Source organism: Salmonella sp. NW645 (genome assembly GCF_051703725.1).
Taxonomy (GTDB): Bacteria; Pseudomonadota; Gammaproteobacteria; order Enterobacterales; family Enterobacteriaceae; genus Salmonella; species Salmonella enterica.
The window spans coordinates 44,062-68,868 of the sequence record NZ_JAMMKR010000008.1 but is presented as its reverse complement, the minus strand read 5'-3'; the positions used below and the strand labels follow the sequence as shown (position 1 = coordinate 68,868).

At 54.1% G+C, this 24,807-nt stretch carries 19 protein-coding genes; 11 read left to right on the top strand and 8 right to left on the bottom strand.

Going from position 1 to position 24,807, the window contains the following annotated elements:
* Nucleotides 1–5: 5 nt before the first annotated feature.
* The 4 genes from bamC (at nt 6) to tmcA (ending at nt 4,956) form a co-directional block, all read left to right on the top strand.
* The gene (gene bamC, locus NA389_RS17355; protein WP_000331877.1) at nt 6–1,040 is read left to right on the top strand and encodes an outer membrane protein assembly factor BamC; all 1,035 of its coding nucleotides are present in this window, start codon (nt 6–8) and stop codon (nt 1,038–1,040) included.
* Between the two features lie 174 nt (nt 1,041–1,214).
* Nucleotides 1,215–1,928, top strand: coding sequence for a phosphoribosylaminoimidazolesuccinocarboxamide synthase (gene purC / locus NA389_RS17350; protein ID WP_001171630.1), 714 nt, complete (start codon nt 1,215–1,217; stop codon nt 1,926–1,928).
* Nucleotides 1,929–2,058: 130 nt separating this feature from the next.
* On the top strand, nt 2,059–2,922 hold the full coding sequence (gene ypfJ / locus NA389_RS17345) for a KPN_02809 family neutral zinc metallopeptidase (protein WP_001267523.1): 864 nt from the start codon (nt 2,059–2,061) through the stop codon (nt 2,920–2,922).
* A gap of 15 nt (nt 2,923–2,937) precedes the next feature.
* The gene (tmcA, locus tag NA389_RS17340; protein WP_001279826.1) at nt 2,938–4,956 is read left to right on the top strand and encodes a tRNA cytosine(34) acetyltransferase TmcA; all 2,019 of its coding nucleotides are present in this window, start codon (nt 2,938–2,940) and stop codon (nt 4,954–4,956) included.
* Nucleotides 4,957–4,982: 26 nt separating this feature from the next.
* Here the strand turns inward: tmcA and NA389_RS17335 are convergent, their stop codons facing one another.
* From NA389_RS17335 to NA389_RS17325, 3 genes are read right to left on the bottom strand one after another with little or no spacing between them, the layout of a single operon-like run.
* Nucleotides 4,983–5,183 carry a YpfN family protein gene (locus NA389_RS17335; RefSeq protein WP_000383842.1) on the bottom strand — a complete coding sequence of 67 codons (201 nt, stop codon included), beginning with the start codon at nt 5,181–5,183 and terminating at the stop codon, nt 4,983–4,985.
* A gap of 27 nt (nt 5,184–5,210) precedes the next feature.
* On the bottom strand, nt 5,211–6,338 hold the full coding sequence (gene dapE / locus NA389_RS17330) for a succinyl-diaminopimelate desuccinylase (protein ID WP_001277825.1): 1,128 nt from the start codon (nt 6,336–6,338) through the stop codon (nt 5,211–5,213).
* Between the two features lie 3 nt (nt 6,339–6,341).
* A complete protein-coding gene (locus NA389_RS17325) occupies nt 6,342–6,698 on the bottom strand; it encodes an ArsC family reductase (protein ID WP_000631923.1) in 357 nt (118 codons plus the stop codon).
* Between the two features lie 412 nt (nt 6,699–7,110).
* Between NA389_RS17325 and ypfM the strand changes: the two genes are divergently transcribed.
* A complete protein-coding gene (gene ypfM, locus NA389_RS17320) occupies nt 7,111–7,170 on the top strand; it encodes a protein YpfM (RefSeq protein ID WP_001386977.1) in 60 nt (19 codons plus the stop codon).
* 101 nt (nt 7,171–7,271) lie between these two features.
* Here ypfM and acrD read toward each other — a convergent pair whose 3' ends face one another.
* Nucleotides 7,272–10,385 (bottom strand): multidrug efflux RND transporter permease AcrD, encoded by a 3,114-nt coding sequence (gene acrD, locus NA389_RS17315; RefSeq protein WP_001263084.1) that lies wholly within the window; start codon nt 10,383–10,385, stop codon nt 7,272–7,274.
* 184 nt (nt 10,386–10,569) lie between these two features.
* The gene (narQ, locus tag NA389_RS17310) at nt 10,570–12,270 is read right to left on the bottom strand and encodes a nitrate/nitrite two-component system sensor histidine kinase NarQ (protein WP_000216815.1); all 1,701 of its coding nucleotides are present in this window, start codon (nt 12,268–12,270) and stop codon (nt 10,570–10,572) included.
* 185 nt (nt 12,271–12,455) lie between these two features.
* Between narQ and aegA the strand changes: the two genes are divergently transcribed.
* A complete protein-coding gene (aegA, locus tag NA389_RS17305; protein ID WP_001078944.1) occupies nt 12,456–14,417 on the top strand; it encodes a formate-dependent uric acid utilization protein AegA in 1,962 nt (653 codons plus the stop codon).
* A gap of 448 nt (nt 14,418–14,865) precedes the next feature.
* Here aegA and pbp4b read toward each other — a convergent pair whose 3' ends face one another.
* Entirely contained in the window at nt 14,866–16,164 is a 1,299-nt protein-coding gene (pbp4b, locus tag NA389_RS17300; RefSeq protein WP_000673302.1) for a penicillin binding protein PBP4B, read from the bottom strand.
* Between the two features lie 203 nt (nt 16,165–16,367).
* On the opposite strand from pbp4b, the gene nudK reads away from it, so the two are divergent.
* The 3 genes from nudK (at nt 16,368) to NA389_RS17285 (ending at nt 18,470) form a co-directional block, all read left to right on the top strand.
* A complete protein-coding gene (gene nudK / locus NA389_RS17295; protein WP_000084033.1) occupies nt 16,368–16,943 on the top strand; it encodes a GDP-mannose pyrophosphatase NudK in 576 nt (191 codons plus the stop codon).
* A gap of 124 nt (nt 16,944–17,067) precedes the next feature.
* Nucleotides 17,068–18,111 carry a DUF1176 domain-containing protein gene (locus NA389_RS17290; RefSeq protein ID WP_001270668.1) on the top strand — a complete coding sequence of 348 codons (1,044 nt, stop codon included), beginning with the start codon at nt 17,068–17,070 and terminating at the stop codon, nt 18,109–18,111.
* A 128-nt stretch (nt 18,112–18,239) separates the two neighbouring features.
* The gene (locus tag NA389_RS17285; protein WP_000700635.1) at nt 18,240–18,470 is read left to right on the top strand and encodes a hypothetical protein; all 231 of its coding nucleotides are present in this window, start codon (nt 18,240–18,242) and stop codon (nt 18,468–18,470) included.
* A gap of 62 nt (nt 18,471–18,532) precedes the next feature.
* Here NA389_RS17285 and tkt read toward each other — a convergent pair whose 3' ends face one another.
* A complete protein-coding gene (gene tkt / locus NA389_RS17280; RefSeq protein ID WP_000087328.1) occupies nt 18,533–20,533 on the bottom strand; it encodes a transketolase in 2,001 nt (666 codons plus the stop codon).
* A 19-nt stretch (nt 20,534–20,552) separates the two neighbouring features.
* Nucleotides 20,553–21,503 carry a transaldolase gene (gene tal / locus NA389_RS17275; protein ID WP_001072443.1) on the bottom strand — a complete coding sequence of 317 codons (951 nt, stop codon included), beginning with the start codon at nt 21,501–21,503 and terminating at the stop codon, nt 20,553–20,555.
* Between the two features lie 271 nt (nt 21,504–21,774).
* On the opposite strand from tal, the gene maeB reads away from it, so the two are divergent.
* The gene (maeB, locus tag NA389_RS17270) at nt 21,775–24,054 is read left to right on the top strand and encodes an NADP-dependent oxaloacetate-decarboxylating malate dehydrogenase (RefSeq protein WP_000344299.1); all 2,280 of its coding nucleotides are present in this window, start codon (nt 21,775–21,777) and stop codon (nt 24,052–24,054) included.
* Nucleotides 24,055–24,471: 417 nt separating this feature from the next.
* A complete protein-coding gene (eutS, locus tag NA389_RS17265; protein ID WP_001031445.1) occupies nt 24,472–24,807 on the top strand; it encodes an ethanolamine utilization microcompartment protein EutS in 336 nt (111 codons plus the stop codon).

The following is a 24,807-nucleotide window of genomic DNA, read 5'->3' as shown; positions in this document are numbered from 1 at the left end:
ATTTGATGGCTTACTCAGTACAAAAGTCGCGCCTGGCGAAGGTTGCGGGTGTTTCGCTTGTTTTGCTGCTCGCTGCCTGTAGTTCCGATTCGCGCTACAAGCGCCAGGTAAGCGGCGATGAATCCTATCTGGATGCCGCGCCGCTTGCTGAACTTCACGCCCCGGCAGGAATGATCCTGCCGATAACGACCGGCGACTACGTTATTCCGGTCACGAAGGGGAGCGGCGCGGTTGGTAAGGCGTTGGATATCCGTCCGCCGGCGCAGCCGTTAGCGTTAGTGAGCGGCGCGCGTACCCAGTTCTCTGGCGATACCGCTACGTTATTGGTGGAGAATGGCCGGAGCAGCACGCTGTGGCCGCAAGTCGTCAGCGTGATTCAGGCGAAAAATTATCCGATTGAAAAACGTGACGATGCCAGCCAGACCCTGACGACCGATTGGGTGAACTGGAACCGCCTGGATGAAGACGAACAGTATCGCGGACGTTATCAAATCTCGGTGAAGCCGCAGGGCTATCAGCAGGCGGTAACGGTAAAACTGGTTAATCTGGAACAGGCTGGCAAGCCGGTCGCTGACGCGGCGTCGCTGCAGCGCTATAGCACGGAAATGATGAACGTCATTTCCGCCGGTCTGGATAAGACCGCTACGGATGCGGCAAATGCCGCGCAGAACCGTTCCGCCGCAACGATGGATGTGCAGAGCGCCGCTGATGATACCGGTTTACCTATGCTGGTCGTTCGCGGTCCGTTCAACCTCGTGTGGCAACGCCTCCCGGCCGCGTTGGAAAAAGTGGGCATGAAAGTCACCGACAGCACTCGCTCTCAGGGCAGCATGGCGGTAACGTACAAACCGTTGTCTGACAGCGACTGGCGGGATCTGGGCGCTAGCGACCCGGGCCTGGCATCCGGAGACTATAAATTGCAGGTCGGCGATTTAGATAACCGCAGCAGCTTGCAGTTTATCGATCCTAAGGGGCATACTCTGACGCAAAGCCAGAACGACGCGCTGGTTGCCGTCTTCCAGGCAGCGTTCAACAAGTAATTTAACAGGGCTGGAGTAATCCGGCCCTTTTTTCTGGTAAGATACGCAAACGTGTGCGTCGGTACAAAAACGCGATTTAACCGCTATTTCGCACCACAATTACAGGCCGACGTCTCCGGCAGGCGTAGCAGGAAATGAATACTTATCGTTAATTCACACCCAGGAGTGTTAAAGATGCAAAAGCAAGCTGAGTTGTATCGTGGTAAAGCGAAAACCGTATACAGCACGGAAAACCCGGACCTGTTGGTGCTCGAATTCCGCAATGATACGTCAGCAGGGGATGGCGCGCGCATTGAACAGTTTGATCGCAAAGGCATGGTAAATAACAAATTCAACCATTTCATTATGACCAAACTGGCCGAGGCGGGCATCCCGACCCAGATGGAACGTTTGCTGTCTGATACCGAGTGTCTGGTGAAGAAACTAGAGATGGTGCCGGTTGAATGTGTGGTGCGCAACCGTGCGGCAGGGTCGCTGGTCAAGCGTCTGGGCGTGGAAGAAGGCATGGAGCTTAACCCGCCGATATTCGATCTGTTCCTGAAAAACGACGCGCTGCACGACCCGATGGTGAATAGTTCCTACTGTGAAACGTTCGGTTGGGTAAGTCAGGAAAATCTGGCGCGTATGAAAGAGCTAACCTACAAAGCCAACGACGTACTGAAAAAACTGTTTGATGACGCGGGTCTTATCCTGGTGGATTTCAAACTGGAGTTTGGCCTGTATAAAGGCGAAGTGGTGCTGGGCGATGAGTTTTCGCCGGACGGCAGCCGCCTGTGGGATAAAGAGACGCTGGACAAAATGGACAAAGACCGCTTCCGCCAGAGTCTGGGTGGTCTGATTGAAGCCTATGAAGCCGTCGCGCATCGCCTGGGCGTGAAATTAGATTAATTCCGCTTCTGACCGGGGGGCAACCGCTCTCCGGTATCATCCTTTCCTCATTCTGATAGCGTTTACCTGTGGTAATCCTGCGCCTGACCGCCTACGATCATCTGTATAACAAAGAGAGAATGAGGTGATTATGCGCTGGCAAGGGCGTCGTGAAAGCAACAATGTAGAGGACAGACGTAATCGGCCTGGCGGCCCTTCGCTGGGGGGCCCTGGCTTTCGTCTTCCGCGCGGGAAAGGCGGCATCATTCTGTTGGTGGTGGTGTTGGTCGCAGGGTACTATGGGGTGGATTTAACCGGTCTGTTGACCGGTCAGCCGGTTTCGCAGCAGCAGTCGACGCGTTCGATAAGCCCCAATGATGATGAAGCGGCAAAATTTACCTCGGTGATCCTGGCGACGACCGAAGATACCTGGGGACAACTCTTTCAAAAAATGGGGCGCGGCTATCAGCAGCCAAAACTGGTGATGTACCGTGGTATGACGCGCACCGGCTGTGGCGCGGGTCAGTCCGTGATGGGGCCGTTTTACTGCCCGGCGGACGGCACCGTTTATATCGATCTCTCATTTTACGATGATATGAAAAATAAGCTGGGCGCGGACGGTGATTTTGCTCAGGGTTATGTCATCGCCCACGAAGTCGGCCACCACGTACAAAAACTGTTAGGTATTGAGCCGAAAGTACGCCAGTTACAGCAAAACGCGTCGCAAACGGAGGTGAATCGCCTTTCGGTGCGCATGGAGCTACAGGCGGATTGCTTTGCCGGCGTGTGGGGACACAGTATGCAGCAGCAAGGCGTACTGGAGGCGGGCGATCTGGAAGAGGCGCTCAATGCCGCACAGGCTATCGGCGACGATCGCTTACAGCAGCAGGGGCAGGGGCGCGTCGTGCCGGATAGTTTTACCCACGGCACCTCAGAACAGCGCTACAGCTGGTTTAAGCGTGGATTTGACAGCGGTGACCCGGCGCAATGTAATACATTTGGCAAAAACTTTTGATAAACCGGGGCAGGGATGTCTGATATCGATGCGCTACAGGCGTTAACGTCGCAAATGACACAGGAAGGCATTCGCCGTTTACTGGTCATCAGCGGCGATGCGGCGTGGTGCCGGGAGCGGGCCGAGGCGATACGCGCTGCGCTGCCCGGTGACTGGCTGTGGGTTGCGCCTGACGCGCCCGCGCAGCCGCGCTGTACGCCACAGGCGTTACAAACGCTGCTGGGCCGTGAATTTCGTCATGCGATATTTGATGCCTGGCAGGGCTTTGACGCCGCAGCGTTTGCCGCCCTGAGCGGGACCTTGCAGGCCGGAAGCTGGCTGCTTCTGCTGATGCCGCCGTATGAGACGTGGGAAAGCAGGCCTGATACCGATTCACTGCGCTGGAGCGACTGCGCGCAGCCTATCCCCACACCGCAGTTTGCACAGCATCTTAAACGGACTCTCTCCCGCGATCCGCAAACGCTGCTTTGGCGACAGCGCCAGCCGTTTTGCTGGCCATCTTATCCTTCCCGTGAACGCTGGCGACCCGCCACCGGCGAGCCGCAGCCGGAGCAGGCGGCTATCTTATCGCGTTTACGTGAAATGCCGCCCGGCGTGGCGACGGTGATTGCCCCCCGTGGGCGCGGCAAATCGGCGCTGGCCGGGCAATTCATCTCCCGGATGGCGGGCACGGCTATCGTGACCGCACCGGCGAAAACGGCAACGGATATCCTGGCAGCGTTTGCCGGTGAGCGGTTCTGCTTTATGGCGCCGGATGCGTTGCTGGCGAGCGGGGCAAGAGCCGACTGGCTGGTAGTTGACGAGGCGGCGGCAATCCCCTCGCCGCTGCTGCTGCAACTGGTTTCGCGCTTTCCCCGCATACTACTCACCACCACCGTTCAGGGCTACGAAGGCACCGGACGCGGTTTTTTACTTAAGTTTTGCGCCCGTTTTCCGCAGCTTCACCGCTTCACGCTTCGTCAGCCTGTCCGCTGGGCGCCAGAATGCCCGCTGGAAAATATCGTCAGCGAGGCGCTGATATTCGACGATGAAGCGTTTGCGCAGGCGCCACATGGCGCGATAGCAATCTCGGCGTTTTACCAACAGGCCTGGGGGGAGACGCCCGCGTTGCCGAGGGCTGTGTATCAGTTACTGTCGGGGGCGCACTATCGTACTTCGCCGCTGGATCTGCGCCGAATGATGGATGCGCCAGGGCAGCATTTTTTGCAGGCTACGGCGAATAACCGTGTGGCGGGCGCCCTCTGGCTGGTCGAAGAGGGCGGGCTATCCGCAGAACTCAGTCAGGCTGTATGGGCCGGTTTCCGGCGTCCGCGTGGAAATCTGGTGGCGCAGTCGCTGGCGGCGCACGGTAGCGACCCTTTAGCCGCCACGCTGGTCGGGCGTCGCGTAAGCCGTATCGCGGTGCACCCCGCCCGCCAGCGCGAAGGCATCGGTCAGCAGTTGATTGCCTGCGCGTGCATGCAGGCGGCGCAGTGTGATTATCTTTCCGTCAGCTTCGGCTATACGCCGGAGCTGTGGCGTTTCTGGCAACGCTGCGGCTTTGTACTGGTACGGATGGGCAACCATCGGGAGGCGAGCAGCGGTTGCTATACGGCGATGGCGTTATTGCCGCTGAGCGACGCGGGAAAACGGCTGGCGCAGCAGGAACACCGACGTTTGCGCCGCGATGCGGATATCCTGACGCAGTGGAACGGCGAGGCGATACCGCTGGCGGCGTTACGCGAACAGGCGCTTAATGGTGAAGACTGGCGTGAGCTGGTCGGTTTTGCGTTCGCGCACCGCCCGCTACTGACATCGTTAGGTTGCCTGCATCGTTTACTGCAATACAGCGCATTGCCATTACCGGCGCTGAGAGGGCGGCTGGAGGAAAAAGCCAGCGATGCCGAACTGTGCGCCCGGCTACGCATTTCAGGCCGTAAAGCTCTGCTGGCGTTGCAGCGTGCGCAGGCGGCGCAGGCGCTGATTGCGCTGGATGCCGGACGAACGCAGCGTTTGCGCGACGTAATGCCCGGCGGTGGGGAGCATGCCGGATAGCGATAGCTGTCCGGCATGTTATCCGGTTACTTTTTCGGCTGATCTTTCTTCGGCCAGTCTTCTTCATCGTCCCACTTATCGTTAAAATCGCGATGCGGGGGCAGCTCAGGTTTATTGGCAAGGAATTTCTTATGGTCGATGCGTTTGAGATCTTTGATCACATTCAGCAGTACGCCTACCAGAAACACCAATACCAGAATCCACCAATATTTTGCCAGCCAGTCCATGCTTATTTCCTCTTACAGGAACGCTCATCAGGCGACGAGCTGTTCCATAATACGTTGATACATACGAGCCAGTAGCTGGAGATCGGCGGCATTCACACATTCATTAATTTTATGAATGGTGGCGTTCACCGGCCCCAGTTCTACCACCTGCGCTCCCATACGGGCGATAAAACGTCCGTCGGACGTACCGCCCGTCGTCAGTAATTGCGGTTTAATTTCATTATAGTGCTCAATGGCGTTTACCACCGCGTCCACCAGCTTGCCGCGTGCGGTCAGGAACGGCTGGCCGGAAAGCCACCAGTCTACGGTATAACGCAGCTGATGCTTCTCAAGCAGCGCATGTACCCGCTCTTTGATCATCTCATCGGTCAGTTCCGTGCTGAAACGGAAGTTAAACTGCACGAACAGTTCGCCCGGAATGACATTATTGCTGCCGGTGCCTGCCTGGATATTGGCTACCTGCATACTGGTGGCCGGGAAAAAGTCATTGCCCCGATCCCACTCGATAGCGACCAGTTCATTAAGAAAAGGCGCGGCGCGATGAACAGGGTTATCCGCCAGATGCGGATAGGCGACGTGCCCCTGAACGCCATGAATAGTGAGGTTACAGGTGAGAGAACCGCGACGCCCGTTTTTGACGACATCGCCCACAATTTCAGTACTGGAAGGTTCGCCGACCAGACAGTAATCCAGCCGCTCGTTACGGGCCATCAGCGCTTCAACCACCTTTACGGTGCCATTTTTTGCGCTGGCTTCCTCATCAGAGGTAATCAAAAACGCGAGGCGGCCCCGGTGATGAGGATGCTGCGCAACAAAACGTTCAGCAGCCACCACCATGGCCGCCAGTGAACCTTTCATATCCGCCGCGCCGCGACCGAACAACATTCCGTCGCGAATCGTAGGCTCAAACGGCGGATTGATCCAGCGATCGACATCGCCTGCCGGTACGACGTCAGTATGCCCGGCGAACGCCAGCGTTTCGCCACGCCCACGCCATGCCCAAAAATTTTGCGTGTCGCCAAAATCCATATGCTCAATGGTAAAACCGATTTTACGCAGGCGTTCAATCATTAATGCCTGACAGCCTGCGTCATCCGGACTCAGGGAGGGGCGACGAATAAGTTGCTGTGTCAGCTCAATAACCGGGCACGACATAGACTACACCTCATCAAAAAACTGCTGATAACGGGATTCACTGAAACCAAGCAGCATAGGCTTCCCGGGCGCGCAGAGCAATGGGCGTTTGATGATTGCCGGCTGTTCAACCATGAGAGCAGCGGCGGAGTCGGCATCGGTAATCCCGCTGCGGTCGCCTTCATCCAGTTTGCGCCATGTTGTGCCGCGCGTATTCAGTAAAGGCTGCCAGCCGAGTTCGGCAATAAAGGTATTAAGAAGAGGGAGGTCTATGCCATCCACACGGTAATCGTGAAAACGATAATCAATGCCATGCTCCTCCAGCCAACGGCGCGCTTTTTTGATCGTGTCGCAATTCTTAATGCCATAGAGGGTAATCATATTGAATCCTTTAACGCGAAATTCGAATAAATAATCAATAGTATCGTCTGCGGGATAATAAGTGTGGCTGTTAATGGTTATTTATCCAGCGCTGATCGGCAATCAATATAACATTGTTGAGTGAATGTGAATAATGATTCCAAAACGTTCCAAATGTGGCTTGTTTATAATTCGCGGGACAAATACTATTTTGCGCACATGCAATTGATTGTTTTTTAACCCGATTTGATAAAGTAGTAGAAAAGGTATTAATGTTGCTAAATATTGCAGTAAGTCACATAAAATTTACGGCTACAGCGCCATAGTAATATCATAGACAGCGTAACCAGAGGATATCGCAACAATCGGTTAAATGAACTTCTCTCTATACCGCTAACTACGTAGAATACCCATAATAATAAGAGAGGCTATTATGATTGAACGTGAACTGGGGAACTGGAAAGATTTTATCGAAGTCATGCTTCGTAAATAAATGACTGGAAGGCACCGCGCTCCCATAGGGGATAAGAAAAGGCGACTCAACGAAAGTCGCCTTTTTTGTGCCCGACACCTCGTATCAGGCTGGCCAGGAGCTTATTCCGGGCGCGGCTTCAGCGGGAAGCGGCGACGTATCAGCACGAAAAACAGGGGTACAAAGAAGATAGCCAGAATGGTTGCTGAGATCATTCCCCCCATCACGCCGGTTCCGACAGCATGTTGGCTACCCGAGCCTGCCCCGGTGCTGGTGGCCATCGGCAATACGCCAAAGATAAACGCCAGCGAAGTCATCAGTATCGGTCGCAGGCGCTGGCGGCTGGCGTACAGCGTGGCGTCTAACAGCGCGTGTCCCTTCTGATTCATTTCGTTGGCGAATTCCACAATCAGAATCGCGTTTTTCGCCGAGAGGCCGATAACGGTCAACAGCCCCACCTGGAAGTAAACATCGTTTTCCAGCCCGCGCATCCAGGTGGCGAGTAACGCGCCGATGACCCCGAGCGGCACAACCAGCATCACCGAGAAGGGCACCGACCAGCTTTCATACAATGCCGCCAGACACAGGAAGACGACTAATAGCGAAATAGCGTACAGCGCAGGCGCCTGCGCGCCGGAGAGCCGTTCCTGGTAAGACATGGCTGTCCATTCCAGGCCAAAACCGCCCGGTAGCTGATGTACCAACGACTCCATGACATCCATCGCCGTCCCGGTACTGACCCCCGGCGCGGCCTCTCCGACAATTTCTACCGCCGAATAGCCGTTATAGCGTTCCAGACGCGGCGATCCGGTTTCCCAGCGCGAGGTGGCGAAGGCGGAGAAGGGGACCATGCCGCCGTCTTTGTTACGGACATACCAAAGATTAATATCATCCGGCAACATACGATATTTCGCTGCGGCCTGAACATAGACCTTCTTCACGCGGCCCCGGTCCATAAAGTCGTTGACGTAGCTCGATCCCCAGGCTGTTTGCAGGGTGTCGTTGATATCGTCAATTGATACGCCCAGCGCCTGCGCTTTTCGTTGGTCAATATCAATTTGCAGTTGCGGGCTGTCGTCCAGGCCGTTGTGACGCACGCGGGTCAAGGAACTGTTTTTCCCGGCCAGCTCAATGAGTTGATCTCGTGCGGCCATCAGCGCGTCATGGCCTGCTCCGGCGTGATCCTGTAATTCCATATCAAAACCGGCGGAGCTGCCCAGACCGCTAATTGCCGGCGGGCTGCTGGCGAAGACGCGAGCTTCTTTAATCTGGTTAAACGCTTTTGTCGCCCGCTCAATAATGGCGAACGAGGAGCCGGTGGTGGGATCGCGCGCGTCCCAGTCTTTCAAGCGAACAAACATGCGCGCGACGTTTTGCCCATTCCCGCCAGGGCCGGAACCTACCGTCGAGAAGACCGACATAATGTTGTCTTTCTCATGGGTGAAGTAATAGTTTTCAACCTTTTCAACGACTTTCAGGGTCTGCTGTTGCGTAGAACCGCTCGGTAGCTGGATAGACGTAGTGAACATGCCCCGATCTTCTTGCGGTAGAAAGGAGGTGGGGAGACGCAAAAACAGGAACACCATGCCGCCAAGCAACAGAACATAAATCAGAATCCAGCGCAGGCTGCGATGCAAAATTTTCGCTACGCCTTTCTCATAACGTTCGGCATTACGATTGAAGGTACGGTTAAACCAGCCGAAAAATCCGCGTTGCCCGTGTTGTTCGCCTTTGTACAGCGGTTTTAATAACGTTGCGCACAGCGCCGGTGTCAGGATCATGGCGACCAGCACCGACAGCACCATTGCCGAGACAATGGTGATAGAAAACTGACGATAAATCGCCCCGGTGGTACCGCCAAAGAACGCCATCGGCACGAATACCGCAGACAGCACCATCGCAATACCGACCAGCGCCCCCTGGATCTGCCCCATGGATTTGCGCGTCGCTTCACGCGGCGTGAGCCCTTCTTCGCTCATGATACGTTCGACGTTTTCCACCACCACGATGGCATCGTCGACCAGGAGCCCGATCGCCAGCACCATCGCGAACATGGTTAATGTGTTAATACTGTAGCCAAACGCGTAAAGCACGGAGAAGGTGCCCATTAATACCACCGGCACGGCGATCGTCGGAATCAGCGTGGCGCGAAAGTTTTGCAGGAACAGGTACATCACCAGGAAAACCAGCGCGATAGCCTCCAGCAACGTTTTGACCACATCGATAATCGAGGCTTTAACAAAGGAGGTGGTTTCATACGCGATCTTGTATTCCAGGCCGTGAGGGAAGTACTGCGCCAGCTCGTTGAGGCGATCCAGCACCAGCTTCGCGGTCGCCATTTCATTCGCGCCGGAAGCCAGCTTAACCCCAAGACCGGAAGCCGGATTGCCGTTAAAACGGCTGAGGTAGTCATACTTTTCCGCCCCCAGCTCCACGGTGGCGACATCGCCCAGTTTGACCTCGGAACCGTCCTGATTAACGCGCAGGGTGATATCGCGAAATTGTTGCGGCGTTTGCAGCAGTGACTGCGCATTAATGGTGGCGTTCAGCGCCTGCTTGTCGACCGAAGGCGTACCGCCAAGCTGCCCGACGGCGATTTGCGCATTCTGCGACTCAATTGCATCGGTCACGTCTTTCGTGGTCATCTGAAAACTATTCAATTTGGCCGGATCGAGCCAGATACGCATAGAGTACTGTGAACCATAAGCGTCAATATCGCCCACGCCGTTGACGCGGCTGAGCGGGTCCTGAATATTACTGGCGACGTAGTCGGCGATATCCTGCTTGTCCATAGAGCCGTCGGTAGAGACGAAAGCGATGGTCAAAATATTAGTATCGCCCGTTTTGCGTACCGTGACGCCTTGATCCTGTACTGCCTGCGGCAGTTTACGCATCGCGGACTGTAACTGGTTTTGCACCTGCTGAACCGCCTCATCAGGATCGGTTCCCGCAATAAAGCTCAGGGTGATGGTCGCCTGCCCGGTTCCGCTGCTTTGTGATGACATGTACATCAGATTATCGAGGCCCGTCATATTCTGCTCAATAACCTGGGTTACGGTATTTTCCAGCGTTTGCGCCGACGCTCCCGGATAATTCGCGGTAATACGTACGTTGGGCGGCGCCAGATCGGGATATTGTTCAACAGGTAAAGAAAAAATGGCTAACGCCCCTGTCAGACACAACAGGATAGCCAGCACCCAGGCAAAAATGGGGCGATCGATAAAAAAATTCGCCATTAAAGGGGAACCTCGTGTTTCTACATATCGTTATAGATTTGAACTGCTTCACTGTAGCGGCAAGCTACGAGCCAAACGTGGAGAAATAAAGGAGATAATGTAAATTATCATGCGCTTTTACAGCATACTTTTTGTGCCAACGCCGGAAAGCCTGACATCTGGCCTTCCGGCGATTTGCCGTTCTTTACGTTAACTGACTCTCTTCCTTGTTGGAGGAGCGAAAACTGATACTGACCAGTGTGCCGCCGCCGGAGGGTTGCGAAAAATTCAGCGTGCCGCCAAGGCGCTCCGCGCGCTCACGCATTATATTCAGACCATAGTGTCCGGCAGGCTCATGCGGTTCGCCGATACCAATGCCATTATCACGAATATAAACGGTATGATCGCCGTCAGGCGCGGTGACGCAGCTCACGGCGATTTCGCTCGCGTTGGCGTGTTTAATGGCGTTCAGGACCGCTTCACGCACAATTTGCAACAAATGCACCTGCATTTGCGCATCCAGCGCCAGCGTGGGTAAACGGCAATCCAACGTGAGTTTGGCTGGGGTCTGACTCTGTAAATCTTCCAGCATCTCATGCAATGCGGAGGGTAAATCGGCCTGCTGTAACGTCAGACGGAACGTGGTGAGTAGCTCGCGAAGCTGACGGTAGGCGTCGTTCAGCGCTCTGGAAAAATCCGCCATGATGCTTTGCGCGCCGGCGTTATCCTGAGGAATGGCGCGCTTCAAAAGCGTTAACTGAATACGTAAATAAGAAAGTACCTGCGCCAGCGAATCGTGTAGCTCACGGGCAATCGTCGCGCGCTCTTCCATTAACAAAAGTTGCTGGAAGTGTTTTTGCGCCTGATTAAAGTACAAACCACGCCCCAGCATCGTGGAGACGCTGTTCAGCAGCGGCGTAGAGGCATTAACGTTGGGGCTTTGCCAGTGGAGTTCGCCATAGACCGTGTCCTGCATCGTCACTGGCAGCATTTGCATCGGCAGGTCGGGGCTTTGCGTGCCTTCGCTAATCCGCCAGTTATCGCCCACGGTTAACTCCAGATACCAGGCGGCGTCATGTTCACGGACAATTTGCAAAATATGGCGAAAACAGTGGACATCGATTTGGCTGGTATTCAGTGCCTGAGAGCACTGGTATAACACCTCCAGGCGGCGATGCGCTTCGTGCAGATCGTGCGTTTTTTCTTCCACCGAGGCTTCCAGCGAACGGTAAAGTTTATGCAGCTCGCTCGACATCTGACTAAACGTTTTCGCCAATAATCCCAGCTCATTGGGTAAGCTGGTATCCAGCGGCAGCGGGGCGAACTGACCATGTTCAATACGCTGACTGGCGGTGACCAGTTGATTCAGCGGACGAACGACCTGCTGGCGAATACGCCGTAGGGTAAAAAAGACCAGCGTAAATATGCCGATACCGCCCGCCAGCGATATGGCGACGACCAGCATGACTTTACGCTCGGCGTAATGCTGTAACGCCAGAACGAAGAGATCAATTTGATCGACGTAATTGTTGATATTGGTCTGATACCAGGCAATGTCGCCGTCCTGTAGGCGGCTATTCATCTCCAGCCAGTTGGCGTGCAGGCGCGCGTAGCGAGTTTTCACCGCCTGCGGCACATACCAGGCGTTGAGATTTTGCAGTACCGGCGAGTTGAGCGCGTGCTGGAAAAGTTGACGATGCGCATTAATCTGCGGGCTACGGCTTTGCAGATCGTAACCCAGCCGATAGCTCTGCATTCGTAGCGAACCAGCGATATTGATCGCTTCGGCATCCCGTAAACTGCTGGTCAGCGTCAGTAATGCGCTGCCGGTGGACAGAATAGACAACAGCACAATATAGAAAAAAGCCTTAGCCAGACTGGCTGAGACCGGGCGTTTAACCGTCACGCTGGCACTCCCCGCATTTAGCTGAATCGCAATCGCATTTGCTTTGAAATAAATTGATCTGCCACAGGTTCTGGACAGATAGTTGTGCTTCTTGGGCAGATGAACATTGCCGACCCCGCCTTCGTCAGTTAATAACAATGCTCATATAAAGAATAAGGTTTTTACAACCAAAACAGAAGGATGCCATGAATCGTTTTATTATGGCCAATAGCCAGCAGTGTCTGGGCTGCCATGCCTGCGAGGTCGCCTGCGTAATGGCTCACAATGATGAGCGCCATGTCCTGACGTCACAGCGCTATCAGCCCCGAATTACTGTCATCAAACATCAGCACCAGCGCAGCGCGGTCACATGTCACCATTGCGAAGATGCGCCCTGCGCCCGTAGCTGTCCGAACGGCGCGATCGCGCATATTAACGACAGCGTGCAGGTCAATGCGCAGAAGTGCATCGGCTGTAAATCCTGCGTCGTCGCCTGCCCATTCGGCACCATGCAGATGGTATTGACGCCCGTCGCGCCAAACCAGTTCAAAGCCAGCGCGCATAAATGCGATCTGTGCCAGGGACGTGAACAGGGTCCGGCCTGTGTGGAAAATTGCCCGGCGGATGCGCTGCAATTGGTCACCGAAGACTCGTTGACCCGTCTGGCTAAAACGCGACGGCTGCGTACCGCCCGGCAGGAGATTCGCCCCTGGCATACCGTGGATACACAACACAGTGGGACAGCAAGCAGCAAAGTCGAGCGTATGCAGGCGACGCCGCCGCGCGGCGAACCGGATAAACTGGCGATTGAAGCGCGTAAAACCACCTTTGAGGAAATTTATCTGCCGTTTCGCGCCGCGCAGGCCGAGCGTGAAGCGTCCCGCTGCCTCACATGCGGGGAACACAGTATCTGCGAATGGACCTGTCCGCTGCATAACCATATTCCCCAGTGGATCGAACTGGTGAAAGCTGGCGATATTGATGCGGCGGTAGAGCTTTCCCACCAGACCAACTGCCTGCCGGAAATTACCGGGCGCGTCTGTCCGCAGGACCGGCTATGCGAAGGCGCGTGTACACTCCGCGATGAGTATGGCGCGGTTACCATCGGCAACATTGAGCGCTATATCTCCGATCGCGCTCTGAGCAAAGGCTGGCGTCCCGACCTGTCGGACGTACAGAAGAGCGATAAGCGCGTGGCGATTATCGGCGCGGGGCCGGCAGGTCTTGCCTGCGCTGACGTGCTGGCGCGCCATGGCGTAAGCGCCACCGTCTACGATCGCCATCCGGAAATCGGCGGTTTACTCACCTTTGGTATTCCGGCTTTCAAACTGGATAAATCTCTGCTGGCGCGCCGTCGGGAAATCTTCAGCGCGATGGGGATTCGTTTCGAGCTTAACTGCGAAGTAGGGAAAGATATTTCTCTGGAGACGCTGCTGGAGAGTTATGACGCCGTCTTTGTCGGGGTAGGAACCTATCGTTCCATGAAGGCTGATTTACCGAATGAAGACGCGCCGGGGGTATATGATGCGTTGCCATTCCTCATCGCCAATACCAAACAGGTTATGGGGCTTCCGGCGTTGCCTGACGAGCCGTTTATTGATACTGCGGGTCTTAACGTGGTTGTGCTGGGCGGCGGTGACACCGCAATGGACTGCGTACGTACGGCGCTGCGTCATGGCGCTGCCAACGTCACCTGCGCTTATCGCCGCGATGAGGCCAATATGCCGGGGTCGAAAAAAGAGGTGAAAAACGCGCGTGAAGAGGGCGCGAACTTTGAATTTAACGTTCAGCCGGTTGAGTTGGTGCTGGATACGCACGGGCGCGCCAGCGGTATTCGCTTTTTGCGTACGCGGCTTGGCGAACCGGATGGTCAGGGGCGACGCCGCCCGGTACCTGTACCGGACAGCGAGTTCGTGATGCCGGCGGATGCGGTCATTATGGCGTTTGGTTTTCATCCGCATGGTATGTCGTGGCTGGAATCGCATGGCGTGAAGGTGGATAACTGGGGACGTATTGCTGCCAGCGTCGAGAGCGAGTTTCGTTACCAGACGTCCAACCCGAAAATTTTCGCTGGCGGAGATGCGGTGCGCGGCGCCGATCTGGTGGTGACGGCGATGGCAGAAGGCCGACATGCGGCGCAGGGGATACTCGACTGGTTAGCTAAATAAGCGTATTTGTAGGCCGGTTAAGGCCTGGAACGGTTAAGTGATTGAGTGATAAAAAATCTTAAACTTATTGGCTAACCTTACTCCGTTTGCAGAAATGTTGACGCTCTCAGGGCTGGACGCCCTGCGATAAACATTTTCCCGTCGGGTCGACGTTTAACAGGCCTGATGAGGCCAATCTTAGTATTGAAAATAGAGTGTAAATTGAAGGAAGGGACGCTATCAGAATCCCTTCTTAGAGCCTATCCCATTAGGGCTATTTTACTTGCCATTTTGGTCCTGGGCAGTGCTCGCCAAAACGCGTTAGCGTTTTGAACGCCGCTTGCGGCGGCCCGAAGGGCGAGCGTAGCGAGTCAAACCTCACGTACTACGTGTACGCTCCGGTTTTTGCGCGCTGTCCGTGTCCAAACTGGCTGCGCCAATAACGCCTGGTGGGATAGGCTCTTAATTTTTATTTTAAGGAACCATATATCTGGTCAACAATCCAGCCATACGTCGCCGCAGGTAATAATCCACTGACAAAAACATTCGGATTCACTTTAGGATTTGCTACCGGCGAGTGCGGCCTGTTACCTAAAATCACAATCGCCATATGATTAACCGGATCGATAGACGTCAGCGTTCCGGTCCATCCGGTATGTCCATACGTTTGCGGACTGGCTAATACCCCGAACGTGGGGGTCATTGAGGCGTTGCCGTTAACGCGCCACCCCAGACCAAAGGTAGCGTCTTCTGGCGAGCGGCGAGTAAACTGCGCAACCGTTTTGTCGTCGAATAGCTTCACGTTACCGTAGCCGCCCCCATTGAGCATGACTTGCATTAACACAGCCATATCATGGGTGTCAGAAAACAGTCCGGCGTGTCCTGAAACGCCGCCCATTGAGTACCAGGCTTTTTCATCATGCACCTGGCCCCATAGTGTATTGGTGCGAATATTGGGGAAATGAATCACGCCGTCACGCGTATTGCCGTGTAGTTCCGTTGCGGCGATTTGCGGCGGCGTGAAGCCTTTCATCAGCGGGTTAAAGACGGTATGTTTTAATCCGAGCGGTTTATAAATGGTGGTTTCGACGTAGCGATCTAATGGCATTGCCGTTATCGATTCAACGATAAAACCAAGAATCATATAATCCACGTCGCTGTAGATATGCTTTGACCCAGGTTGATATTCCAGCGGCGTCTTTTTAATCATCTCCAGAGTAGTGATTTTACTCTGTGAGAATAATTTACCGGCGACGTTTTTATTAGGATATTGTGGGTCGGCAGGAAAGCCCGCGACGTGATGAAGAATATCAATAATGCGGAGTTTATCTTTGCCTTTTATTTTATCCCCAGGCATATCCTTAAAGCCGGGGATGTATTTTGATACCAAATCATTGACATCTATTTTTCCTTCATACACCAGTTTTTGCAATGCAAAGTTAGTGGCATACATTTTTGTGTTTGAAGCCAGGTCATACATCGTGTTAGTGGTCGCCCGAATAGGATAGGCTAACAGCGTGGAACCGTCATATTTTTTGGCATAGCCCCAGGCTTTTTGTAGAACAATATGATTATCTTTTATCACCAGAAGATTAATACTGGGATATCCGGCATCAATTTGATTTTGAATCCAGCCATCAAGTCGGTGAAGTTTTTGGCTATCAAACCCCACCTGATCAGGACTCGCGGTGGTCAATACCGGATATTCAACGGCAAAAGCTGAAAGGGAAAACGTCAGTAGAACCGTCGCAACGAGAGTAAATTTCATGATGATTCCCTCAGTCTCACTCCGGCCGTCAAATCATATCGCGAGCATGGACTCTGCGGCCCGGAGAAGCAGAATATGGTCATAGCAGTGACAGAAAAATATGGCTGTACGTCCGTTCAGTTGGCATTAAGGATTAACCCTTCAGCAGACAAAACCGGCCTCACGGCGTAATATTAATGCTCTTTTTACACCCTGGAGCCAGCATGTCGCAAACCATTACGCTTATTAAGGATAAAATTCTTTCTGATAATTATTTTACTCTGCGCAACATTACCTATGACCTGACCCGTCGTAATGGCGAGGTTATCCGTCACAAGCGTGAGGTTTACGATCGCGGGAATGGCGCAACCATTCTGCTTTACAACTCAACTAAAAAAACCGTGCTTCTGGTTCGCCAGTTTCGCGTGGCGACATGGGTCAACGGTAATCAAGACGGTATGTTAATTGAAACCTGCGCTGGCCTGCTTGATAACGACGAGCCGGAGGTCTGTATCCGTAAAGAGGCCATTGAAGAGACAGGGTATGACGTTGGTGAGGTACGCAAGATATTTGAGCTTTATATGTCGCCAGGCGGCGTCACGGAGCTGATTCATTTCTTCATTGCCGAATATCATGATAGCGAGCGTGCCAGCATCGGCGGCGGCGTGGAGGACGAAGAGATTGAGGTGCTTGAACTGCCGTTTTCCCGGGCGCTGGAAATGGTGCGCTCAGGTGAGATTCGGGACGGTAAGACCGTGTTATTGCTTAACTATTTACAGACGTCTCATCTAATGGACTGAAAAAAAAGAAATATATTTCTTTACACAAAAAAGACCAATCCGATAAATCTGATTGAGAACCCTGAGGCGCGCAAGGAAGATACCGCCTTAGCTGTGTTGTTCTGAATCTGGGGTTGTTCCGTTCATGCGCTACCGCGTTATTCTTTTTTGTCTGTTTGGCCTGTTGCCGGTCCAGCTACTGTGGGCTGCGCCAGCGCAACGGACTTTTTCCGACTGGCAGGTCACCTGTAATAACCAAAATTTTTGCGTAGCGCGCAATACTGGCGAACATCATGGGCTGGTGATGACATTAAGCCGCAGCGCCGGGGCGCGTACCGATGCGGTACTGCGTATCGACCGCGGCGGTTTGGCGCCGCCCGACGCCAAAGAAGCCGCAATTGCGCCTCGCTTATTGCTGGATGGCAAACCGCTTTCGTTCAACAGTCCACACTGGCGCGTGTCGCCCTGGCATCTCATGACCGGCGATCCTGCCACCATCACCGCATTTTTACAGACGATTCAGGATGCGCAAGCTATCACCTTAAAAAACGGCGTTCAGACGCTTTCGCTGGCGGGATTAAAAGCGGCATTACTGTTTATCGACGCGCAACAAAAACGTGTGGGCAGCGAAACCGCCTGGATTGAAAAAGGAAACGAACCGCCGCTCAGCGTGCCCCCGGCACCGGCATTAAAGGGGATCGCCGTGATTAATCCAACGCCCGTACCGCTGAGTGAGGAAGAACGCGACGATCTGCTGGACTACGCAGCATGGCGGGTAAACGGCATTCGCTGTTCGCTTGACCCGCTGCGTCGCGAGACGCAGGTCAGCGCGTTGACGGATGATAAAGCGTTATTGATTGTTAACTGCGAAGCCGGCGCCTATAACACTATTGATCTCGCCTGGGTAGTTTCACGCAAAAAAACGCTCGCCTCGCGCGCCGTACGTTTGCGGCTGCCGTTTAATCGCGGCGTCGAAAGTAATGACATGGAGTTGATGAACGCCTTCTTTGACGAGAAAACGCGCGAGCTGGTGACGTTGGCGAAAGGGCGGGGGTTAACCGACTGTGGTATCCAGACGCGCTGGCGTTATGATGGCGATCGTTTTCGTCTGGTACGTTATGCCGAAGAACCGAGCTGCGATAACTGGCACGGGCCGGATGCCTGGCCTACGCTGTGGATCACGCGTTGAATCCTGGTTGTTATCCCCCTTTTCAGAATAGGGATACACCTATTGAGGTTTCATTTATGGTATAGAGATTGCTACGTTACGGTAGGATTGTTATTTTACCCGATAGCCTCACCACAGCAGGAAATAGTATGAAAATAAATAATGGCCCCGTATTATGCCCCCATTGTGGCTGCCTGAGCGCTTATTATGAAATAGATCGGCTGGCGGCGATAAGAGAAAAAGTGAATAAAGAAGGCGGATCAGCGGCGTGGGATTCAACATTGCAGGCGCATAAAAAAAAGGCCTTTTGCCTGATGTGCCATAAATCCATTGATGAGGTCGTCATCGGGCAGTCAGATGCGCCTGAGTCTACGAAGTAATTTTGCACAGCCTACAGAACAGGTCTGCAGACTGCGCAAAGTCTGTGTTGCTAACGCTCGCCTTAGCCTTTGATGTTCAGCACCCGGCGGGCTTTTTCTACAATATTTTCCACGGTAAAGCCAAAATACGGGAACAGTTTGTCAGCCGGGGCGGATTCACCGTATCCCGTCATGCCGATAATTGCGCCTTTTAGGCCAACATATTTATACCAGTAGTCGGCTATACCGGCTTCCACCGCGACGCGGGCGGTCACGTGCGCCGGTAGCACTGATTCGCGATATGCCTCGTCCTGCGCATCGAAAATATCCGTTGAAGGCAACGACACCACGCGAACGTTATGCCCCTCGCCAGTCAATTTTTCCGCCGCCTGGAGGGTAATTTCCATTTCCGATCCGGTAGCGATCAGAATGATATCCGGCTTGCCGCCGCTATCCTTCAGAATATAACCGCCGCGAGCAATTGCTTTCACCTGTTCCGGCGTGCGTTCCACCTGCGCCAGATTCTGCCGCGAGAGAATCAACGCCGTCGGCCCGTGCTGACGTTCAATGGCCAGCTTCCAGCCGACCGCCGCCTCAACCTGATCGCAGGGACGCCAGGTGCTGAAGTTAGGCGTTAAGCGCAGGCCCGCCAGTTGTTCCACGGCCTGGTGCGTCGGGCCATCTTCGCCCAAACCGATGGAGTCGTGGGTATAGACCATAATCTGCCGGGCTTTCATTAAGGCCGCCATACGCGCCGCGTTACGCGCATATTCGACAAACATCAGAAACGTGGCGGTATACGGTACAAAGCCGCCGTGGTGGGCGATGCCGTTGGCAATGGCGGTCATGCCGAATTCGCGCACGCCATAGTGGATGTAATTACCTGCCGGATCCTCTTTCAACGAGGTCGAACCTTTCCAGATAGTCAGGTTGCTCGGCGCCAGATCCGCCGATCCGCCCAACAGTTCCGGCAACAGGGGACCGTAGGCATTGAGCGTATTTTGCGATGCTTTACGGGTGGCGATTTTGGCCGGATTAGCCTGCAAGTCGTTAATAAATTTTTGCGTGGCGGATTCCCATGTCTCCGGCAGTCCGCCGCTCATCCGGCGGGTAAACTCTGCGGCCAGCTCAGGATAAGCCTTCTCATAAGCAGCAAACTTTTCCTGCCACTGCTGCTGCGCTTTCTCACCTTTTTCACGGCCATCCCACGCGCGGTAAATTTCTTTTGGGATCTCAAACGCCGGATGATGCCATCCCAGCTTCTGGCGGGTCAACGCCACCTCTTCTTCGCCCAGCGCCGCGCCGTGCGACTCCTCCTTCCCGGCTTTATTCGGCGAGCCAAAACCTATCACCGTCCGACAGATAATTAGCGAAGGTTTGTCTTTTACGCTCTGGGCTTCCAGAATGGCTTTTTTCACCGCCTCCGGATCGTGCCCGTCAATGTCATGCACGACATGCCAGTGGTAGGCTTCAAAACGTTTGGCGGTATCGTCGGTAAACCAGCCTTCGGTTTCGCCATCAATGGAGATGCCGTTGTGATCGTAAAAGCCGATCAGTTTGCCCAGCCCCAGCGTACCAGCCAGCGAACACACCTCATGCGAGATCCCCTCCATCAGACAGCCGTCGCCCATAAAGACATAGGTGTAGTGGTCGACAATCTCATGGTCCGGCCGGTTGAACTGTGCGCCTAACGTACGCTCGGCAATCGCCAGCCCGACGGCATTCGCCAGCCCCTGGCCCAGCGGCCCGGTGGTGGTTTCAACGCCGGGCGTATAGCCAATCTCCGGGTGACCGGGCGTTTTAGAGTGCAGTTGACGGAAGTTTTTTAACTCCTCCAGCGGCAGGTCATAACCGGTTAAATGCAGCAGACTATAGAGCAGCATGGAGGCGTGACCGTTGGAAAGGATAAAACGGTCACGGTCATACCAGGTTGGATCGGTGGGGTTATGTTTAAGAAAATCGTTCCATAGCACTTCAGCGATATCCGCCATCCCCATCGGCGCGCCGGGGTGCCCGGAATTGGCTTTTTGAACGGCATCCATGCTCAGCGCACGAATCGCATTGGCAAGGTCTTTACGGGACATAAATCACTCCATGCAAGGTTTATAGTTTGGCGGCAAGCAGGTCTTCCAGTTTGCGCTGGTCAACGGCAAAAAGACGGATACCTTCCGACAGCTTCTCTACGGCCATCGCGTCCTGATTATGTTCCCAGCGGAACTCCGCTTCCGTCATTGGCGTAGGACGGTGGAACATCTGCGAGGAAGGCACCAGTTTACGGATCACCGGTTCTTCTTTTTCTTTCAGCTCTTTAAGCAGGTTAGGGGAGATAGTCAGTCGATCGCAGCCGGTTAGCGCGAGGATTTGCTCAGTACGGCGGAAACTTGCCCCCATCACGATGGTTTCATAGCGATGCTGTTTAAAGTAATCGTAGATATTGCGTACCGATTTCACGCCGGGATCTTCCTCCACGACATACGGCTCCAGCGGACTACGCGCCTGATACCAGTCGTAAATTCGGCCCACGAACGGAGAGATCAAATAGACGCCCGCTTCGGCGCAGGCGCGCGCCTGGGCAAAAGAGAACAACAACGTCAGGTTGCAATTAATGCCCTCTTTTTCGAGCTGCCCGGCGGCGCGGATACCTTCCCAGGTTGCGGCGAGCTTGATCAGAATGCGCGATTTATCAATACCCTGCTGCTGGTAGAGATCCACCAGATGGCGCGCTTTCTCGATACTTTTTTCTTTATCGAATGATAACCGCGCGTCGACTTCAGTGGAGACGCGACCGGGAATACTTTTCAGTATTTCCGCGCCAAAATTGACCGCCAGTTTATCGCTGGCTGCTGCAACTTGCTGTTCCTGCGTACCGCCGTGTTTTTTTCCCCAGGCAATCGCATCTTCAATCAAATGACCATACTGCTCAAGCCCGGCGGCTTTCAACAGTAAAGAGGGATTTGTCGTGGCATCCTGCGGCTGGTAGTGGCGGATGGACTCGATGTCGCCGCTGTCGGCGACGACGGTAGTGAATTGTTTGATGCCGTCTAGCTGGTTCATAGGAAATACTCCTTGAAAAGTAAAGTGTTAGATGAGTGTGTTGATTCACACTTCTGAAAGATTGATACACTACATAACCAAAAAGCATAGCAGACAGGCATGGTATTGCTGGTATAAGCAGGTAACATGGCCGTTATAAGTTGATAACAAACTCTTGCGCCGCGTCGTGATAGTTTGCAGACCTTCAAAGTTTGTGTTGCGCAGTACGGTGATAATGTGCGGCGCACCAGGCCGCGTCACTTTTTGAACGATACGTGAAAGGAACAACAAGATGGATGAGCAGTTAAAACAAAGCGCCCTTGATTTCCACGAATTTCCGGTACCCGGTAAAATTCAGGTTTCTCCGACTAAGCCCCTTGCCACCCAACGCGATCTGGCGTTGGCTTACTCGCCAGGCGTGGCGGCGCCCTGCCTGGAAATCGAAAAAGATCCGCTGGCAGCCTACAAATACACCGCGCGCGGCAACCTTGTCGCGGTCATTTCCAACGGTACAGCGGTGCTGGGGTTAGGCAACATTGGCGCGCTGGCCGGCAAGCCGGTCATGGAAGGCAAAGGCGTTCTGTTTAAAAAATTCGCCGGCATTGATGTGTTTGACATTGAAGTCGATGAGCTTGACCCGGACAAATTTATCAACGTGGTCGCGGCGCTGGAGCCGACCTTTGGCGGCATTAACCTCGAAGACATTAAAGCGCCGGAATGTTTCTATATTGAACAGAAACTGCGCGAGCGCATGAACATCCCGGTTTTCCATGACGATCAGCACGGAACGGCGATCATCAGTACGGCCGCCATTCTTAATGGCCTGCGAGTCGTAGAGAAAAATATTTCCGACGTGCGGATGGTCGTTTCCGGCGCAGGGGCGGCGGCAATCGCTTGTATGAACCTGCTGGTCGCGTTGGGGATGCAAAAGCACAACATCGTGGTGTGCGACTCAAAAGGCGTTATTTACAAAGGCCGTGAGCCGAATATGGCGGAGACCAAAGCGGCCTATGCGGTAGACGACAGCGGCAAGCGCACGCTGGATGAGGTCATTGACGGCGCGGATATTTTCCTCGGCTGTTCAGGCCCGAAAGTGCTGACTCAGGAGATGGTGAAGAAAATGGCCCGCGCGCCAATGATTCTGGCGCTGGCTAACCCGGAACCGGAAATCCTGCCGCCGCTGGCGAAAGAAGTGCGTCCGGACGCCATCATCTGTACCGGTCGTTCCGACTATCCGAACCAGGTGAACAACGTATTGTGCTTCCCGTTTATCTTCCGCGGCGCACTGGACGTCGGCGCGACGGCGATCAACGAAGAGATGAAACTGGCGGCGGTCCGTGCGATTGCCGAGCTGGCGCACGCCGAACAGAGCGAAGTGGTGGCCTCGGCCTATGGCGATCAGGACCTGAGCTTTGGGCCGGAATACATTATTCCGAAACCGTTTGACCCGCGTCTGATTGTCAAAATCGCTCCGGCGGTCGCGAAAGCGGCAATGGATTCCGGCGTGGCGACGCGCCCGATTGCTGACTTTGATGCCTATATCGATAAACTGACCGAGTTTGTCTACAAAACCAACCTGTTCATGAAGCCGATCTTCTCGCAGGCACGCAAAGATCCGAAGCGTGTAGTGCTGCCGGAAGGGGAAGAGGCGCGCGTGCTGCACGCAACCCAGGAGTTGATCACCCTGGGGCTGGCGAAACCCATCCTGATCGGACGTCCGAGCGTGATCGAAATGCGTATCCAGAAACTGGGGCTACAGATCAAAGCGGGCGTTGATTTCGAGATCGTGAATAATGAATCCGATCCGCGCTTCAAAGAGTACTGGAGCGAGTATTACCAGATCATGAAGCGTCGCGGGGTAACTCAGGAACAGGCGCAGCGTGCGATGATCGGCAACCATACGGCCATTGGCGCGATCATGGTGCAGCGTGGGGAAGCGGATGCGATGATCTGCGGCACTATCGGCGACTACCATGAGCATTTCAGCGTCGTGAAAGCCGTCTTTGGCTACCGTGACGGCGTGCATACGGCAGGGGCGATGAACGCCTTACTGCTGCCAAGCGGCAACACTTTTATTGCCGATACTTATGTTAACGAAGATCCCACGCCGGAACAGTTGGCGGAGATCGCCGTAATGGCGGCGGAAACCGTTCGCCGCTTTGGTATTGAGCCGAAAGTCGCGCTGTTGTCGCACTCTAACTTTGGTTCCTCAAATTCGCTGTCCGCCAGCAAAATGCGCGAAACCCTTGAGCGGGTACGCGAACGAGCGCCCGATCTGATGATTGACGGCGAGATGCACGGTGATGCGGCGTTGGTAGAAAGTATTCGTAATGACCGGATGCCGGATAGCCCGCTGAAGGGAGCCGCCAATATTCTGGTGATGCCGAATATGGAAGCCGCTCGCATTAGTTACAACTTACTACGCGTCTCCAGTTCCGAAGGCGTCACGGTCGGCCCGGTCCTGATGGGCGTGTCTAAACCGGTACATGTATTAACGCCGATCGCCTCTGTACGCCGTATCGTGAATATGGTGGCGTTAGCGGTAGTTGAAGCGCAAACCACGCCGCTTTAATAACGCATTACTCTCTCTTCTGGCGCAGGTTCTCCTGCGCTTTTTTTATGCGCCGTTGGGCTTCGCTATGGCATGAAAGGCTCGGGTGGGGATATTCTGGAACCTATTGCGCTTACCCTTACTTATTTCACTGAATCTGTACTATGCACAAATCGAGTGATACGCATTATTTTTATCAATAGTAGTAATACAAAGAATAGCCGGTGGGTATTTATTGCGGAACAGGTTTAAATTCAGAATGACGCCTGAAAATGTGATGCACCACGATATTTATCGTTAACACCTTCGACAGAAGTCACTTTTATTTTCTTTCTCTTAGTGATCTACCTCACCTTTTACATCACCTTGCCGAATTTTGTTATTTACTCCGACAAAAAATTGCCACGATGACGGCAGTTTCAGTGGAGACGGTGAGCAATGAATAAAGAACGCATTATTCAGGAATTTGTGCCGGGCAAACAGGTCACGCTGGCGCATCTCATTGCGCACCCTGGTGAAGAACTGGCGAAAAAGATCGGCGTTCCCGATGCCGGCGCGATTGGCATTATGACCTTAACGCCGGGGGAAACGGCCATGATCGCTGGCGATTTAGCGATGAAGGCTGCGGATGTACACATCGGTTTTCTCGACAGATTTAGCGGCGCGCTGGTGATTTATGGCACCGTCGGTGCAGTAGAAGAAGCGCTATTACAGACGGTCAGCGGGCTGGGGCGATTATTAAACTTTACCCTGTGTGAGTTAACAAAAAGTTAA

Excerpts from the sequence above, each read along its gene's own strand:
- bamC (WP_000331877.1), top strand. The coding sequence starts at position 6 with ATGGCTTACTCAGTACAAAAGTCGCGCCTGGCGAAGGTTGCGGGTGTT.
- tal (WP_001072443.1), bottom strand. The coding sequence starts at position 21,503 with ATGAACCAGCTAGACGGCATCAAACAATTCACTACCGTCGTCGCCGAC.
- maeB (WP_000344299.1), top strand. The coding sequence starts at position 21,775 with ATGGATGAGCAGTTAAAACAAAGCGCCCTTGATTTCCACGAATTTCCG.
- acrD (WP_001263084.1), bottom strand. The coding sequence starts at position 10,385 with ATGGCGAATTTTTTTATCGATCGCCCCATTTTTGCCTGGGTGCTGGCT.
- NA389_RS17290 (WP_001270668.1), top strand. The coding sequence starts at position 17,068 with ATGCGCTACCGCGTTATTCTTTTTTGTCTGTTTGGCCTGTTGCCGGTC.
- ypfJ (WP_001267523.1), top strand. The coding sequence starts at position 2,059 with ATGCGCTGGCAAGGGCGTCGTGAAAGCAACAATGTAGAGGACAGACGT.
- aegA (WP_001078944.1), top strand. The coding sequence starts at position 12,456 with ATGAATCGTTTTATTATGGCCAATAGCCAGCAGTGTCTGGGCTGCCAT.
- nudK (WP_000084033.1), top strand. The coding sequence starts at position 16,368 with ATGTCGCAAACCATTACGCTTATTAAGGATAAAATTCTTTCTGATAAT.
- dapE (WP_001277825.1), bottom strand. The coding sequence starts at position 6,338 with ATGTCGTGCCCGGTTATTGAGCTGACACAGCAACTTATTCGTCGCCCC.
- pbp4b (WP_000673302.1), bottom strand. The coding sequence starts at position 16,164 with ATGAAATTTACTCTCGTTGCGACGGTTCTACTGACGTTTTCCCTTTCA.
- tmcA (WP_001279826.1), top strand. The coding sequence starts at position 2,938 with ATGTCTGATATCGATGCGCTACAGGCGTTAACGTCGCAAATGACACAG.
- NA389_RS17285 (WP_000700635.1), top strand. The coding sequence starts at position 18,240 with ATGAAAATAAATAATGGCCCCGTATTATGCCCCCATTGTGGCTGCCTG.
- purC (WP_001171630.1), top strand. The coding sequence starts at position 1,215 with ATGCAAAAGCAAGCTGAGTTGTATCGTGGTAAAGCGAAAACCGTATAC.
- tkt (WP_000087328.1), bottom strand. The coding sequence starts at position 20,533 with ATGTCCCGTAAAGACCTTGCCAATGCGATTCGTGCGCTGAGCATGGAT.
- NA389_RS17325 (WP_000631923.1), bottom strand. The coding sequence starts at position 6,698 with ATGATTACCCTCTATGGCATTAAGAATTGCGACACGATCAAAAAAGCG.
- NA389_RS17335 (WP_000383842.1), bottom strand. The coding sequence starts at position 5,183 with ATGGACTGGCTGGCAAAATATTGGTGGATTCTGGTATTGGTGTTTCTG.
- eutS (WP_001031445.1), top strand. The coding sequence starts at position 24,472 with ATGAATAAAGAACGCATTATTCAGGAATTTGTGCCGGGCAAACAGGTC.